The sequence below is a fragment of the Actinoplanes sp. NPDC051513 genome (assembly GCF_044454685.1).
In the GTDB taxonomy this organism is placed as follows: domain Bacteria; phylum Actinomycetota; class Actinomycetes; order Mycobacteriales; family Micromonosporaceae; genus Actinoplanes.
The window spans coordinates 227,950-243,444 of sequence record NZ_JBITDW010000006.1 but is presented as its reverse complement, the minus strand read 5'-3'; the positions used below and the strand labels follow the sequence as shown (position 1 = coordinate 243,444).

Sequence of the window (15,495 nt, the reverse complement as noted above, 5' to 3'; positions counted from 1 at the left end):
GTCAGCTCCCTCGGTAGGTGGTGTAGCCGAAATTGCTGAGCAGCAACGGCACGTGATAATTGCGCTCGGGGTCACGCACATGGAACGCGACGGTGACCTCGGGGAAGAAGCAGTCCTCGCCCAGGTAGGGCTCCACGTAGAAGAACAGCCGGTAACCGCCGGCCTGCCACTCGTGCATCGGCACCCGGTAGCGCAGGCGGCCGTCGCCGTCGGTGCGGCCCTCGCCGATCGTGCGCCAGCCTTCCGAGTCGCGTCGCTCGAGCCGCACGTAGACGTCGCGGGCCGGCTCGCCGGTGGCCGTGTCGAGAATGTGCGTCGAGATGCGGGCGTGGAACTCGGGCTGCGTGCCGTCGTCAGAGGGCATCGAGCACCCGCTCCAGCCGGAGCAACGCGATCTTGCGCAGCTCGTCCGCCACGATGGCCCGCTCGGTCGCCTCGTCGTTGCCCAGCCGCTCGCGAGCCGCGGCGAGAATCTCCTCCCCGGTCCGGCCACTGGCAAAGATCAAGAACACATGCCTGAACCGTTTCTCGTACGCCTGATTGGCGTCGACAAGCGCGGACGCGGTCAGCTCGTCGGCGCTCTGGGCGGCCGCGGACTGTTCCCGCCGCGACCAGGCCGCCTCCTTCGAGTCGCCGGCCGCGCGCTCCCCGATGCGCGGATGGGCATTCATGGCGACGCACACGTCGTCCCAGCTCAACTCGCGGGCCGCCGCGTCGGCCGCCGAGACGATCTCGGATCGCTCGCGATACGGCCGTTTCGCGATGATCGCGGCGCCCCACGCCGGCGCGGCGCAGCAGGCGAGGAGGTCTTCCTCGAGGCGAACGGCGGGCAGCGAATTGAAGACCTCGACCGCGTCCATCGGGCAACCCCCTCCTGTGTCGATCAGTCAAGCAGGCCCGGTCGTACGAGTGCAGACCTTTGCCCGGGAATTTACGAGCCTGTTCCCGGTTGCGAGTCACCCTGCCACGGGGGTCCGACAGTTTTGTCGGGCCCCTGCGCGAGGATGGTCCCGTGCTCATCTCCGACGCCTCGCTGCCCGATCTGCCCATCCGGTCCGTGCTGCCCGCCCTGCGCGAGTCACTGGCCACCGCGGGCGCATCGGTGCTGGTGGCGCCGCCCGGCACGGGTAAGACCACGCTTGTTCCGCTGGCTCTCGCCGGGCCGGCCGGGCGGGTAGTGGTCGCCGAGCCGCGCCGTCTCGCCGCGCGAGCCGCGGCCCGCCGCATGGCGTCCCTGCTGGGCGAGCGGGTGGGCGAGCGAGTGGGCTTTTCCGTGCGCGGCGAGCGCCGCGTCTCCCGCCGGACGATGGTCGAGGTCGTCACCACCGGGGTCCTCGTGCGGCGGCTCCAACGCGACCCCGAGCTCGCCGGCACGGCCGTCGTGATGATCGACGAGTGTCACGAACGGCACCTCGACACCGACCTGGCGCTGGCGTTCTCGCTCGAGGTACGCGCGACGCTGCGCCCCGATCTGGGTCTGGTGGCGGCCTCGGCGACGATCGACACCACGGTCCTGGGCGACGTGCCGGTGGTCAGCGCGTCGGCGCGACTGTTCCCCGTCGAGGCGCACTGGGCGCCACCGACCGTCCCGATCAGCCCACCGCTCGGGCTGCGGGTCGATCCTCGGCTGCTCGACCACGTGGCGGCGACGGTGCGCCGGGCCCTGGCCGAGGGCGACGGCGACGTGCTCGTCTTCCTGCCCGGAGCAGGCGAGATCGACAAGGTCGCCGCCCGGCTCGGTGGCGCCGGGGTCGACGTCATCGCGCTGCACGGCCGGCAGCCGTCGTCCATTCAGGACGCGGCGCTGCGACCCGCGACCCGGCGACGAGTCGTGCTGGCCACCGCGGTGGCCGAGAGCAGTCTGACGGTGCCCGGTGTCCGGGCTGTGGTCGATGCGGGCCTCGCCCGGGTGCCGCGGATGGATCACGCCCGCGGGCTCGGTGCGCTGGTCACTGTGCCGGTGTCGCGGGCCGCGGCCACCCAGAGGGCCGGCCGTGCGGGTCGCGAGGCGCCCGGGCGGGTCTACCGCTGCTGGTCGGAAGCGCAGCACGCGCGCCTGCCGGCCCAGCCCGAGCCCGAGATCGCGGCCGCCGACCTGACGGGGTTCGCCCTCGACCTGGCGTTGTGGGGCCATCCCGACGGGAGCGGGCTGGCGCTGCCCGATCGGCCGCCGGCCGGCGCCCTGCAGACGGCGGTGGCCACGCTGCGCGACCTCGGCGCGGTCGACGATTCCGGCCGCATCACCGCGCGGGGCCGCGCCCTGGCCGACGCCGGCCTCCATCCGCGCTTGGCCCGCGCCCTGCTCGACGGCGCCCCGGTAGTCGGCGATCGCCGGGCGGCGGAGATCGTGGCGCTCCTCGACGACGACCGGGCTTCTTCCGACGATCTGGTCGTGGCCTGGCGGCGAGCCCGATCGGCCAACGACCCATCGTGGCGCACCGAGGTGCGGCGCTTGACGGCGGCGCTGAGCCGCTCCCCCGTCGACGATGTCGAGGTCCCCGACGTCACGGACGCCGCCTCCGCTCTCGGCGACGACGAGTCGGGGCTCGACGCGTCGGTCGATCCTGGCGGTGCTGGGCTTGATGCCGGCGGCCGGGGTGCGGGCCGAGCCGACGGCCGCCGGGATGCGGGGCGAGCCGACAGCGGCCGGGGTCCAGGGCGGGCCGACGGCCGGCGACTGCCCGACGATCTGGCGGCGGGGCTGATCGTGGCGATGGCCTATCCGGAGCGGGTGGCCCGGGTGCGGGAGGCCGGCGGGCGCGCCTACCTCATGGCGGGTGGCACCGAGGCCGAGCTCGCGCCGGGCAGCGGGCTCGCCGGGGTGGGCTGGCTCGCGGTGGCGGGCGCCGACCGGGCGGCGGGGGCACGCACGGCGCGGGTTCGGGCGGCGGCGCCGCTCGACGAGGCGACCGCGCGGGAGGCGGCCGGTGCGATGCTGTCCGAGTCGAACGAGATCGGGTGGGTGGACGGGGACGTGGTGGCGCGCACCGTGCAGCGGCTCGGGGCGATCACGCTGGCGGAACGGCGGATCGCGGAGCCCGCTCCGGCGCTGGTGCGCGCGGCGCTGCTGGAGGGGCTCCGGCGTGACGGGCTCGGCCTTTTGACCTGGAGCCGCGGAGCGGTCGAGTTACGGGAGCGACTGGCGTTCGCGCATGCGGCGCTCGGCGAGCCATGGCCCGACGTCACCGACGAGGCATTGCTCGATCGGGCCGACGAGTGGCTGGCGTTGGGCTCGGCGCGGCGGCGGGCCGATCTCGCGAAGCTCGACGTGACCGCCGGGCTGCGTCGCCTGCTGCCGTGGTCGGTGGCCGGGCGGCTCGACGAGGTCGCGCCGGAGCGGTTGCCCGTGCCGAGCGGGTCGCGGGTCCGGGTGGACTATTCGGACAGTGCGGCCCCGGTGCTCGCTGTGAAGGTGCAGGAGGCGTTCGGTTGGAAGGACGCGCCACGCCTCGCCGACGGGCGCGTGCCGGTGCTGCTGCACCTGCTCTCCCCGGCGGGGCGGCCGGTGGCGGTCACCCGCGATCTGGCGTCGTTCTGGCAGCAGGGATATCCCCAGGTCCGGGCCGAGCTTCGCGGCCGGTACCCGCGCCACCCCTGGCCCGAAGACCCCACCACCGCCGAACCGACCCGTCGCACCAACCCCCGCTCCCGCCGATGAGCCAATCCGCTCCGGCCGGCTGCCACACCGCGAGGCCAGGTGAATGGGCCGGCGACGGGTCAGGTGAGCTGCTGGAGGAAGGACGAGCCGGGCTGTGCGGGAATCGCCGGCGGCTTCAGGCGATGGAGCGGGCCCGGCTGGCCGAACAGATAACCCTGGCCCAGCGGGCAGCCCAGCTCCGACAGGCCCGCCGCCCGGGACACCGTCTCGATGCCCTCGGCCACCACCATGATGTCCAGCTCGTCGCAGATCGCGAGGACCGAGCGGCACAGGGCGCCGGCCCGCTCGGGGGCAACGTCCACATCGGTCAGTGTGGAGTCGAGCTTGACGATGTCCACGGGGAGGGAGTGCAGCTGGGCCAGGGCGTTGAAGCCGCTGCCGAAATCGTCCAGGGCGATGCGCGGGCCCAGGGCGCGCAGGCGGGTGGCGGCGGCCGCGGCGGCGGGGAGGTCGCCGATGCGGTAGGTCTCGGTGATTTCGATGACCAGGCGGGACGGCGGGAGCTTGTGGCGGGACAGGGCGGCCCGGACCGCTTCCTCGAGGCCCGACTGGCCGAGGCGGGCGGCGGACACGTTCACGTGCACGTCGATCGGGCGGCCGTAGACCAACGCCAACCGGGACCCGTCGGCGCATGCCTGGTCGAGCACGAAGTCGTCGATGGCGGCGACCTGGCCGGTGCGCTCGGCGACCGTCACGAAGACGTCGGGATGCACGGGGCCGCCGGCCGCGGGCAGGGTCCAGCGGGCCAGGGCCTCGACGGCGACCGTGGCGCCGTCGGTCAGGCGGACGATGGGCTGGTAGTAGACCTCGAAGCCCGAGGCGGCGGGGCGGCCGCCCGCGACCAGGGCCTGGGCCAGCAGGTGCGGGAGGTCGGCGTTCGGGCTTCCGTCGGCCGTGCCGGCGTAGCGGGCCAGGGCGCCCTTGCCGCGGCGCTTGCTCGAGTACATCGCGGCGTCGGCGCGGCGGAGCAGGGCGTCCGCCGAGAGGGGCTCGCCGGGCGCGGGGACCACCAGGCCGATGCTGGCGCCCACGCCGATGCGGTGGCCGTCGATGATGAACGGCTCGCGCAACGCTGCCAGCATCCGGTGGCCCAACGGCTCGGCCTCGGCCGGGCGGTGGTCGAGCACGACGGCGAACTCGTCGCCGCCGAGGCGGGCCACCAGGTCGTCGGGCGGGACGCAGCCCTGCAGGCGTTCGGCGATGGCGCGCAGCACGCGGTCGCCCATCGCGTGGCCGAAGCTGTCGTTGATGAGTTTGAAGTCGTCGAGGTCGGCGAAGAGCACCGCCAACGGCTTGCCGTGGTGGCGGTGGGCGTCGAGGGCGAGCACCAGGCGCTCGCGGAACAGGGCGCGGTTGGGCAGGCCGGTCAGCGGGTCGTGGTAGGCCTGATGGCGCAGGCGCTGCTGGCCCTCGGAGACGCGGTCGAGCAGCACGGTGTTGTCGACGATGGTGAACATCTGCCTCGCGACGACCAGGCCCAGACCCAGCCAGCCGAGGTACGCCTCGAACGGCGACAGCGGGTTGCCGGCGCCGGTGCTGATGGCGATCACGATGCCGGTGGCGGTGACCGGCACGTACGGAAGCAGAAGGTGCAGCCAGTCGCGTTCGGCGACGTCGGTGGCGGGGTCGGCGACGGGCCGGGGGTCGCTGATCGCGGCGAGCGCCACGAGGCCGCAGCCGAGCAGGTAGCCGGCGGACTCGAGGGGGCTGAGCGGGCCGTCGCCCAGACGCAGCAGCCGCAGTGTGTCGCTGACCGCGAAGGAAGCGAGCGCGAGCCCGGCCAGGTGCAGCGGTCGCCGGCCCGCCGGCGAGCCGGGCCGGGTGATCAGTAACAGCGTGGCCATGGTCAGGAGCAGAAGATCGGCGATCGGGTACGCGGCGACCATGCCGACCACCACGCCGTCCTGGCCCTCCCAGGCCACCCATGCGTCCGGCACCACCGACCAGGCCAGGGCCAGCAGCGAACCGGTGATCAGCACGCTGTCGATGAGCAGGGCGATCTGATCGCGGCGGGCCGAGGTCGGCACCGGTCGGGGGCGGGCGTAGGGCACGTTGAGCAGGGCGATGAACATGCAGACGGGCAGCGCGAGGAAGCCGATGTCGGCCACCGAGCCGACCGGCCGGCCGGGATCGGCCACGTCCTGCACGAACCACCAGAGGCGGACCGCCGACCAGCCGATCAGGCCGCCGCCGGCGAGGAGCCGCCATCGCCGCTGCACGCCCGTGCGCCGGCCGGCAGCCGAGAAGCACACCCAGGCGGCGGCCGCCCCCGCGACCGCCTGTGCGGCATCGTCGTACAGCCGCCAACCCCCGGCGCCGATCAGCTCGCCGAGCACCGTGGAACCCAGGACGAGCGTCAGCGTGACGAACAGTCGCGCTGTCATCCATTCACCATCCGCGAAATAGCCGCGGGACCCCCTTGCTCCGCGACCGGAGTAACCTACCGCAAGCGGCGGGTGATGGCCGAAACGATGAGGACTATTCACGACGGTGGAGACCATGTCTTCCGCCTCACGCGTCCTGCAACTCAAGGAAGGTCGTGAACAGCCCTCAGTCAGTCGGCGCTTGTCAGATCGGCGACAATGACCGTCACGTTGTCGGGGCCGCCGCCGCGCAGCGCGAGGTCGATGAGCCGCTCCGCGCACGACTTGGGGTCGGCGGCGGCGAGGATCTCCTGCTCGAGGGTCTCGTTGCTGACCACGGCGGTGAGACCGTCGCTGCAGAGCAGCCAGCGGTCGCCGGGCTCGGGCTCGACGATCACGTACGCGGGGCTGACCGGCTCGCCCTGCAGAACCCGGGTGACCACCGAGCGGCGCGGGTGGCCGGCCGCCTCCTCGGGCTTGATGAGCCCCTGGTCGACGAGCATCTGCACGTACGTGTCGTCCTTGGTCAGCTGGTTGAGCCGGCCGTCGCGAAGAAGGTATGCCCGGGAGTCGCCGACGTGTGCCATGGCGGCGCGGGTGCCCGAGAAGATGACCGCGGTGAGCGTGGTGCCCATGCCCTGCAGCTCGGGGTCGGCGACGACCTGCTCGGCGATCCGACCGTTGGCGACCTCGAGCGCCCGGTGCAGCGCGTCCATCTGATGGTCGTTGTCGATGGGCACGTCGAGAACGCTCATCGACTCGATCGCGAGGCGGCTGGCGAGATCGCCGGCGGCCATCCCGCCCATGCCGTCGGCGACGACGAGCAGGTGGTCACCGGCGTAGTAACAGTCCTCGTTGTTGCTGCGGACATGTCCTTGGTCGGTGACTGCCGCCCACCGGAGGTGCAAGGTCATGGCGTGCAGCTTCCCAGATCACCGCGAGCCTGTCTGCACGCGGGCGGCGGCGAGTCGCCAGAAAGGGCGCTCGGGCGGACGGAATTGCTGTTCAGCTGGGGTCCAGCGGACGGCCAAGACACCGTGGGTCAACCTCGCTGTCGCGGTGGGTGGGTGCGATCCAGGAGAGCGCCGACTCCTCGACCTGCCAGCCGCGCACGCTGACAGCGCTGTCGGGCGGCCGCACCGGCTCGGGGCAGAGGGTCTTGGAGCGCACCTGGTCGTTGGGGATGAAGACGACCTCGCCTTCGCTCTGCAACATGGTCGTCGAGGTGTCGTCGACCGAGATGAGCTGGCCGCGAACGACCTGCGTGCCGCCGGCGGACGAACCGGCCGCGGGGACGACCTCGACGGCGCTGTTCGGGAGCACCGGCGCGCGCAGGAAGAGCACGCCGACCGCGAGCGGGGCGACCAGCGCCGCGCCGACCGCGGGCCAATGGGTGACGAGCTGGGCCGACCAGGCCGGGACCGGCCCGGTCAGCAGCGGCCCGAGCAGCGGCGGCACGGCGAGCAGCAGCGCCGTGGTGGTCTCGCCGGCGCGCAGCGCGTCCACGATGCCGGGCCACACGAAGATCAGCACGAGAGCGCCGACGAGCACCGGCACGCCCACGGTGATCCAGAGCATGAGCCAGCGCTCGGCGCGGAACCGGAGCGTCGCGGTGACGCCGAGGATCGACACGACCAGCATGCCGAGCGTGGGCAGCAGCCGCAGCTGCCAGGTGAACGCGGCGAGCATGGTCGCGAGCAGCACCACCCAGTCGGGCATGCGCAGCGCGGTCACCGCGAGCAGCGACCGGCCGGCCTCGTCGGGCCGGCTGACGACCAGGATGCCGCCGAGCGCGCGGAGCACCAGGATCACCGCGGGCACCGTCCAGATCAGCGTGATGAACAGGGCGCTGATCATGCCGAGCGGGCTGATGTACTGCACCAGCAGCAGCATCGTAGGGAGGTCTTGACGGCTGAGGTACCACAACCTGAGGACCAGCAGGACCAGCGGGAACGCGGGCAGGACGGTGAGCAGCCAGTTGAGCTGGGCCCGCCGGCGCCGCGGCGGGATCGGTCCGCCCTTGACGAAGATGTCGGTCACGGGAAGGTGCCTTCCCAGGGCAGATCGCGGATGTCCGGCTTGGGCACGTCGGGCTGGGTCGCGATGGCGATCGGGGTCGTCCCGTTCTGGTCGACCTCGTCCTGGAGGTCGTTCTTGTAGGCCTGCTCCCAGCGGTCGTCCTTGGGGTCCTTGAGCGACCGGTAGAGCGTCAGGTCGACCAGCTTCTTGAGCGCGGCGTTCTCCCCGACGTTGACGCCCCACGCCTCGGTGGCGTCGAGGCCGAGGTCCCAGTGGTCGAACTCGCCGGGATAGCGGTCCTTGTAGCCGGCCAGGATCGCGGCGTCGGTGGTGACCGCCTCGACCTTGTGCTCGCGCAGGTCGGCGATGCACTCGCTGACCAGGTTCTTGCTGCGCATGATGACGCCGGCGTTCTCGGGGGCGGTGAGGCTGGTCGAGGTGGAGAGCGAGCACCCCTGTTTGCCTTTGAGATCGCCCAGCGTGGTGACCCGGGAATGCCCGCGCAGGGTCAGCACGGACTGTTCGGTGAACAGGTACGGCGCCGAGAACGTCACGCCGGCCATCTGCTCGCGGTCCTGCGTGATGCTGTAGCTGGCGATCACCATCTTGACCGGCACGCGGTTGCCCGCCGGGTCCGACGCCTGCATGCGCGCGCGATCTTCGCTCTGGATGCCGTAGAACTTGACCTCCGACCGCCGGAAGCCGAGATCTTCGGCGATCATGTAGGCGATGTCGACGTCGAACCCGCCCCAGGTCTGTTTGCGATTGTCGTAGAGCCCGACGCCGGGCTGGTCGTCCTTGATCCCGATGGTCAGCACGGGCCAGCTGTCGACCCCGGCCTGGTCGCGCAGGTCGGCCACCGACGGCGGACCGCCCACGAACACCTTCATGATGGCCAGCGCCAGGACGAGCACCAGGGCGAGGCCGAGCGCCGCCAGCCGGAAGGCGGCCAGGCTGAAGCGGGGCGGCGGGTTGAGCATCGGCTCGGGCTCGGGCGGCGGCAGCTGCCGGTCCACCGCCTCGCGCTCGGCGATGTCCTGCACCGCGATGTCCTCGGCCGTCCCCTCCGGACCGGGCGGCGTCCGGCGCCGCACCGGCCAAGCGAAACGGCTCGAATTCCCGTCGGTCATCGCCCCATGGTGCCGTATCCCGCAAAGAACCTAGAGGCGGGCTGCGACCACCACAGCGCTCTCGGCCGGCAACTCCACCCGATCGCGTTGCAGCACCACCCCGGGCGAGGTGGCGAGCAGCACCTTGCTCGGCACCGACCGCAGGCTGACGGTCTGCGGCGCCGGCGCCAGGTTGGCCGCGACGACGCACCCGCCGCGGCGGATCACCACGAACTGGTCGCCGTGCCAGACCTCGACCCGGGAAAGCCACGGATCCGACAAATCCGAATACTGCCGCCGGAGCGCGATCAACTGTTTGTAGCACGAGAGGATCTCGGCGTGGCCGGGCTTGCCCAGCTCGTCCCAGTCCAGTTTGGAGCGCTCGAACGTCGCCGGATCTTGCGGGTCGGGCACCTCGTCCGAGCTCCAGCCGTGCGCCGCGAACTCGCGCCGCCGGCCGGTGCGCACCGCGTCGGCCAGCTCGGGCTCGGGGTGGCTGGTGAAGAACTGCCACGGGCTGCTTGCCGCCCATTCCTCGCCCATGAACAGCATCGGCGTGAACGGCGCGGTGAGCAGCAGCGTCGCCCCGACCTTGAGCAGCCCCGGCGAGAGCAGCGCGGAGAGCCGGTCGCCGACCGCCCGGTTGCCGATCTGGTCGTGGTCCTGCAGGAATGCCACAAAGCGATGGCCTGGCGTTTTAGAAGAAACCGGCCGGCCGTGGCGCCGCTGCCGGAAGCTCGACCAGGTGCCCGCGTGGAAGAACGCGCCCTCGAGCACGGTCTGCAGGCAGTCGAGCGAGCCGAAGTCGCCGTAGTAGCCCTGCCGCTCGCCGGTGAGCAGCGTGTGCAGCGCGTGGTGCACGTCGTCGTCCCACTGCGCCTGCAGACCGAACCCGCCGGCCTCGCGCGGGGTGATCAGCTTCGGGTCGTTGAGGTCGGACTCGGCGATCAGCGAGAGCGGGCGGCCGAGGTGCGCCGAGAGCGACTCGACCTCGACCGCGAGCTGCTCGAGCAGGTTGACCGCGGAGTGGTCGACGAGCGCGTGCACGGCGTCGAGCCGCAGGCCGTCGACGTGGTAGTCGCGCAGCCACATCAGCACGTTGTCGGCGATGTAGCGGCGCACCTCGTCGGAGAGCGGCCCGTCCAGATTGATCGAGTCGCCCCACGGGTTCGAGCCGTGCTTGCTCAGATACGGCGCGAACATCGGGGCGTACGCGCCGCTGGGCCCGAAGTGGTTGTAGACCACGTCGAGGACCACGCCGAGGCCGCGGGCGTGGGCGGCATCGACGAAGCGCTTCAGGCCGTCCGGTCCGCCGTACGGGTCGTGCGGCGCATACCAGCAGACGCCGTCGTAGCCCCAGTTGTGCGAACCGTTGAACGCGTTGACCGGAAGCAGCTCGACCAGGTCGACACCCAGGTCGACGAGATGGTCCAGCCGATCGATGGCCGCGTCGAAGGTGCCGGCAGGGGTAAATGTTCCAATATGCAACTCGTACAACACAGAACCCGGTAGCTGCTTGCCGGTCCACGCCTGGTCGGTCCACGCGAAGGCGGAATGGTCGTAGACCCGGCTGGGCCCGTGGACGCCGGAAGGTTGCCAGGGTGAGCGAGGATCCGGCAGCGGCGAGTCCGCCCCTTCCAGAACGAACGCGTAGTCGGCGCCGGCGGAGACAGCCGGAAGATCTACCTGCCACCAACCGGAATCGTCGCGCTCCATCGCGCGCTCCTCCCCCGCCACCAGCAGCCTGACGGTTTTCTCGGGGACCCAGACTTCGAAGAGTGTCATTCTTTCACCAGCAGGGCGACGGGGTAAGCACGCAGCAGCTCGGCCACCGACAGGCGATTACCGCCGTAGCTGGTCCCGGTGAAGACTTCCGTCCAGCTGTTGCCGTCGAGTGACAGGGTGGTGTCGCCCCAGCCGCCGTGGCGTGACAATCCCACCGGCAGCCGGGTGGCGATGGTCACCGCGCCGCCGCGGTCGAAGGCCAGGCAGTGCTCGCCGACGCGGCCCTCGGCGTAGACCGGGCGATAGCCGGTGAACAGCTCCGGCCGCTGCCGGCGCAGGCGCAACGCGCGGCTGGTGACCAGCAGCTTGGCCGCGCCGCTCTCGTCGACCGGCGGCAGCCAGCCGTCGTCGAGGCGGGCCAGCAGCGCGCGCCGGGCCGCGAAGTCGACGGGACGCCGGTTGTCGGGGTCGACCAGCGAGAAATCCCAGAGCTCGCTGCCCTGGTAGACGTCGGGCACGCCGGGCATGGTCAGCTGCACGGCCTTCTGCCCGAGCGCGTTGGACCAGCCGGGCGGCGTGATCGATTCGACGAAACCGGCGACCTCGCGGTGCAGCGCCGGGTCGTCGTAGATCCGGTCGACCATCTCGCGCAGCAGCGCTTCGAAGCGCTCGTCGGGGCGCGTCCAGGTGGTCGAGGTGGCCGCTTCGCGAGCGGCCTTCACCGCGTACGCGTGCAGCCTCTCCCGCGAGATCGGCCACGCGCCCACCGCGGCCTGCCAGATCAGATGGGCCAGCGAGGGGTCCGGGAGCGGAGCGATCCGGACCCAGCGGCGCACCACCTCGGTCCAGTCCCCCGGCACCTCGGCCAGCACCGCCAGCCGCGCCCGCACGTCCTCGCTGCGCTTGGTGTCGTGGGTGGAGAGCGTGGTCATCGCCGCCGGCCAATCGCGCCGCCGCTCCTCGTTGAGCTCGTGGAACTCGTCGAGGGTGACGCCGAACTTGGCGGGATCGTTGCCGACCTCGTTGCGCGCGGTGAACCTGGTCCAGCGGTAGAACGCGGTGTCTTCGACGCCCTTGGCCATGACCGCGCCGGTGTACTGCTGGAAGCGCAGCGCGAGCTCGTCGGCCGGGTTGCGCAGGCGGGTGGTGAGCGCGTCGAGCACCGGGATCAGCTGCGGCCGCCGGCGACCGGCCTCGGCGCGCGCCTGCGCGAGATGGCGACCGCCCAGGGGCAGATAGGAGCGATAGACCGGAAAACAAGCGGCAAGTTCGGCCAGGGCGCGGGGTGCGGCCTCGATCTCGGGTACGAGACGGGCCAGGCGCCCGAGCTCGGCGGCGAACATCGTCGTCGCGGCGGTCAGCTTGGCCTCGTGCACTTGATCTTGCCAGGAGACCTCGCCGCCGGTCAGGTGATGTTGCAGGGTGTCGAAGAACGACTCGGTGGACGGGTCGACGAAGACGCCGCAGACCTCGGCGAGCGCGTCGTACCCGGTGGTGCCGGCGACCGGCCAGGGCGGCAGGTGCTCGCCGGGCTCGAGGATCTTCTCGACCACGAGCCAGGCGGCGGGGGCCGCGGTGTGCAGCCGGGTGAGGTATTCGCCGGGGTCGCGCAGGCCGTCGGGGTGGTCGACGCGGATGCCGTCGATCATGCCCTCGGCGTTCCACCGCAGGATCTCGGCGTGCGTGGCCTCGAGCACGGCCGGGTCCTCGACGCGCAGGCCGGCCAGGTCGGTGATCGAGAAGAAGCGGCGGTAGTTCAGCTCGGCGTCGCCGCGGGGCCAGGCGACCAGCTCGTAGTGCTGGCGGTCGTGGACCTCCCGAGGGGCGCCGTCGCCGGTGCCCTCGGCGATCGGGTAGCGCTTGTCGTAGTAGCGGAGCTCATCGCCCTCGACGGACAGTTTGTCCAATTCGTCCGGCGCATCCCCGAGCACGGGAAGCAGGATCCGGCCCCGCGACCAGTCGATGTCGTAGAAACCGGAAAACTCCGATTTCGGGCCGTTTTTCAGCACGTCCCACCATGTCGGGTTGGCGTGCGGCACGGCCACGCCCGCATGGTTGGGAACAATGTCCACCACGAGCCCAAGACCGGCCGCACGGAGGGTTTCGGACAAGTCAGACAAACCCGAAGAGCCGCCGAGGGCCGGATTGACGAACCGATGATCGACGACGTCGTAGCCGTGGGACGAACCGGGCACCGCGGTCAGGATCGGCGCCGTGTAGAGGTGGCTGACCCCGAGATCGGCCAGGTAGTCGGCGAGCGCCCCCGCCGCCGAGAGGGGGAAATCGGGACGGACCTGGACCCGATAGGTTCCAGAAGGACGGCCTTCAGTCCGGTCAAGGGCGGCGGCGGGGTGGTTGGACTGGGGCATCAGACCGTCCTGTCCAGCACGATTAGCGATCGGTCCGCCACCCAGATCTTGCTGCCGGCCTCGACGACCGACGGGCGATCCGGCGACGGCTCGGCGGTCTCGATGACCTTCTCCCACTTCTCGCCGTATTCGGCCGGGGGCGTGGCGAACTCGATGGGCGCGTCGTGCGCGTTGAAGAAGAGCAGGAACGACGAGTCGACGTGCCGCTGGCCGTACTGTCCGCGCTCGCGGATGCCCTCGCCGTTGACGAACAGCGCGACCGCCCGGCCGAAGTCGTTGCCCCAGTCGTCGCCGGCCATCTGCCGGCCGTCGGGGGTGAACCACTCGAGGTCGGGCAGCGGGTCGCCGCCGCCGCGGGCGGTCACCGGCAGCCCGGTGAAGAACCGCCGCCGCTGGAACACCTGGTGCCGGTGGCGGAACGCGGTGAGCCGCCGGGTGAACTCGAGCAGTTGCTCGTCGGCGTGCTCCCAGTCGATCCAGGAGATCTCGTTGTCCTGGCAGTAGGCGTTGTTGTTGCCCTGCTGGGTGCGGCCGAGCTCGTCGCCGTGCGAGATCATCGGCACGCCCTGCGACAGCATCAGCGTGGCCAGGAAGTTACGGCGTTGCTTGGATCGGAGCGCCAGCACCTGGGGATCGGAGGTCGGGCCCTCGATGCCGCAGTTCCACGACCGGTTGTGGCTCTCGCCGTCCCGGTTCTCCTCGCCGTTGGCGTCGTTGTGCTTGTCGTTGTACGCGACCAGGTCGCCCAGCGTGAACCCGTCGTGCGCGGTCACGAAGTTGATCGAGTGGAAGGGCTTGCGGCCGTCGTCCTGGTAGAGGTCAGCCGAGCCGGTGATCCGGGAGGCGAACTCGGCCAGCGTGGCCGGCTCGCCCCGCCAGAAGTCGCGGACCGTGTCGCGGTACTTGCCGTTCCACTCCGTCCAGTTCGGCGGGAAGTTGCCCACCTGGTAGCCGCCGGGGCCGACGTCCCACGGCTCGGCGATCAGCTTGACCTGACCGACCACCGGGTCCTGCTGCACCACCTCGAAGAACGTGGAGAGCCGGTCGACGTCGTAGAACTCGCGGGCGAGGGTGGAGGCGAGATCGAAGCGGAACCCGTCGACGTGCATCTCGGTGACCCAGTAGCGCAGCGAATCCATGATCAGCTGGAGGCTCTGCGGGCTGCGCACGTTGAGGCTGTTACCCGTTCCGGTGTAGTCCATGTAGAACTGCGGCTGATCGTCGACCAGGCGGTAATACGTACGATTGTCGATGCCCTTGAGCGACAGCGTCGGACCGAGATGGTTGCCCTCGGCGGTGTGGTTGTAGACGACGTCGAGGATGACCTCCATGCCCGCCTTGTGCAGGGCCTTGACCATCCCGCGGAATTCCTGGGTCTGCTGGCCGAGCGTGCCGGTCGAGGAATAGCCCTGGTAGGGGGCGAAGAAGCCGAGCGTGTTGTAGCCCCAGTAGTTGCGCAGGCCGAGGTCGTGCAGCCGGTTGTCGTGGACGAACTGGTGCACCGGCATGAGCTCGACCGCGGTCACGCCGAGGCTCTTGAGGTGCTCGATGATCGCCGGGTGGCCGATCGCCGAGTAACTGCCGCGCATGTCCTTGGGCACCTCGGGGTGCCGCTCGGTGAGGCCCTTGACGTGGGTCTCGTAGATCACCGAATGGTGGTACGGGATGTCGGGGCGCCGGTCGTTCCCCCAATCGAAGTACGGGTTCACCACCACGCCCTTGGCCATGTAGGGCGCCGAGTCGAGATCGGACATCCGGTCGGGGTTGCCGAGTTCGTACGCGTACAGCGACGGGTGCCACCGGATGTCGGCGTCGACCGCCCGCGCGTACGGGTCGAGCAGCAGCTTGTGCGGGTTGTAGCGCAACCCGCGCCCCGGCTCGTACGGGCCGTAGACGCGGTAGCCGTACCGCTGGCCCGGTTCGACGCCCGGCAGGTAGGCGTGCCAGACGAACGCGTCCTGCTCGTGCAGCTGGACCTTGCGCTCGTTTCCGGACGGGTCGAACAGGCACAGCTCGACCGCCTCGGCACCCTCGGAGAAGATCGCGAAGTTCGTGCCCGTGCCGTCGTACGTAGCACCCAACGGGTACCGGTGACCAGGCCAAACCTGCATGTCGTGCTCCCACCCTCGTCGGCGCCACGCAGTGTGCCCGCCGGCCGTCCGGCGTAATCCTGCGCGGCCGCGTCAGCGGTCATTGTCTCGGACGCGACCGGCAAACCGCCGCGCGACTGTCCGTTACCCGCAGATCGGGTC

The 15,495-nt window shown here is 71.1% G+C and carries 10 protein-coding genes; 1 reads left to right on the top strand and 9 read right to left on the bottom strand.

Features of this window, described 5'->3' with window-relative positions; translation table 11 throughout:
• Position 1: 1 nt before the first annotated feature.
• Positions 2–364 carry a hydroxyisourate hydrolase gene (uraH, locus tag ACIA5D_RS21545; RefSeq protein WP_396031920.1) on the bottom strand — a complete coding sequence of 121 codons (363 nt, stop codon included), beginning with the start codon at positions 362–364 and terminating at the stop codon, positions 2–4.
• Positions 354–860, bottom strand: coding sequence for a 2-oxo-4-hydroxy-4-carboxy-5-ureidoimidazoline decarboxylase (gene uraD / locus ACIA5D_RS21540; RefSeq protein WP_396031919.1), 507 nt, complete (start codon positions 858–860; stop codon positions 354–356). The genes uraH and uraD overlap by 11 nt, the downstream gene beginning before the upstream one ends.
• A 152-nt stretch (positions 861–1,012) precedes the next feature.
• On the opposite strand from uraD, the gene ACIA5D_RS21535 reads away from it, so the two are divergent.
• Positions 1,013–3,658, top strand: a complete 2,646-nt coding sequence (locus tag ACIA5D_RS21535) for an ATP-dependent RNA helicase (RefSeq protein WP_396031918.1) — start codon at positions 1,013–1,015, stop codon at positions 3,656–3,658.
• Between the two features lie 59 nt (positions 3,659–3,717).
• Here the strand turns inward: ACIA5D_RS21535 and ACIA5D_RS21530 are convergent, their stop codons facing one another.
• The 7 genes from ACIA5D_RS21530 to glgX form a co-directional block, all read right to left on the bottom strand.
• Positions 3,718–6,042 carry a putative bifunctional diguanylate cyclase/phosphodiesterase gene (locus ACIA5D_RS21530; protein ID WP_396031917.1) on the bottom strand — a complete coding sequence of 775 codons (2,325 nt, stop codon included), beginning with the start codon at positions 6,040–6,042 and terminating at the stop codon, positions 3,718–3,720.
• Positions 6,043–6,212: 170 nt separating this feature from the next.
• Positions 6,213–6,935, bottom strand: a complete 723-nt coding sequence (locus ACIA5D_RS21525) for a PP2C family protein-serine/threonine phosphatase (protein ID WP_396031916.1) — start codon at positions 6,933–6,935, stop codon at positions 6,213–6,215.
• 91 nt (positions 6,936–7,026) lie between these two features.
• Positions 7,027–8,061: a hypothetical protein gene (locus tag ACIA5D_RS21520; RefSeq protein ID WP_396031915.1), complete on the bottom strand. Its 1,035-nt coding sequence runs from the start codon at positions 8,059–8,061 to the stop codon at positions 7,027–7,029.
• Complete coding sequence (locus tag ACIA5D_RS21515) at positions 8,058–9,170, bottom strand: transporter substrate-binding domain-containing protein (protein WP_396031914.1); 1,113 nt, start codon at positions 9,168–9,170, stop codon at positions 8,058–8,060. The genes ACIA5D_RS21520 and ACIA5D_RS21515 overlap by 4 nt, the downstream gene beginning before the upstream one ends.
• Positions 9,171–9,200: 30 nt before the next feature.
• On the bottom strand, positions 9,201–10,934 hold the full coding sequence (treZ, locus tag ACIA5D_RS21510) for a malto-oligosyltrehalose trehalohydrolase (protein ID WP_396031913.1): 1,734 nt from the start codon (positions 10,932–10,934) through the stop codon (positions 9,201–9,203).
• Positions 10,931–13,243, bottom strand: a complete 2,313-nt coding sequence (gene treY, locus ACIA5D_RS21505) for a malto-oligosyltrehalose synthase (protein ID WP_396031912.1) — start codon at positions 13,241–13,243, stop codon at positions 10,931–10,933. The genes treZ and treY overlap by 4 nt, the downstream gene beginning before the upstream one ends.
• Positions 13,243–15,354, bottom strand: coding sequence for a glycogen debranching protein GlgX (glgX, locus tag ACIA5D_RS21500; protein ID WP_396031911.1), 2,112 nt, complete (start codon positions 15,352–15,354; stop codon positions 13,243–13,245). The genes treY and glgX overlap by 1 nt, the downstream gene beginning before the upstream one ends.
• Positions 15,355–15,495 lie beyond the last annotated feature (141 nt).

What these genes read in the sequence shown, in the direction of transcription:
- ACIA5D_RS21515 (WP_396031914.1), bottom strand. Translation starts at nt 9,170, where the DNA reads ATGACCGACGGGAATTCGAGCCGTTTCGCTTGGCCGGTGCGGCGCCGG.
- ACIA5D_RS21525 (WP_396031916.1), bottom strand. Translation starts at nt 6,935, where the DNA reads ATGACCTTGCACCTCCGGTGGGCGGCAGTCACCGACCAAGGACATGTC.
- glgX (WP_396031911.1), bottom strand. Translation starts at nt 15,354, where the DNA reads ATGCAGGTTTGGCCTGGTCACCGGTACCCGTTGGGTGCTACGTACGAC.
- uraD (WP_396031919.1), bottom strand. Translation starts at nt 860, where the DNA reads ATGGACGCGGTCGAGGTCTTCAATTCGCTGCCCGCCGTTCGCCTCGAG.
- uraH (WP_396031920.1), bottom strand. Translation starts at nt 364, where the DNA reads ATGCCCTCTGACGACGGCACGCAGCCCGAGTTCCACGCCCGCATCTCG.
- ACIA5D_RS21530 (WP_396031917.1), bottom strand. Translation starts at nt 6,042, where the DNA reads ATGACAGCGCGACTGTTCGTCACGCTGACGCTCGTCCTGGGTTCCACG.
- treY (WP_396031912.1), bottom strand. Translation starts at nt 13,243, where the DNA reads ATGCCCCAGTCCAACCACCCCGCCGCCGCCCTTGACCGGACTGAAGGC.
- treZ (WP_396031913.1), bottom strand. Translation starts at nt 10,934, where the DNA reads ATGACACTCTTCGAAGTCTGGGTCCCCGAGAAAACCGTCAGGCTGCTG.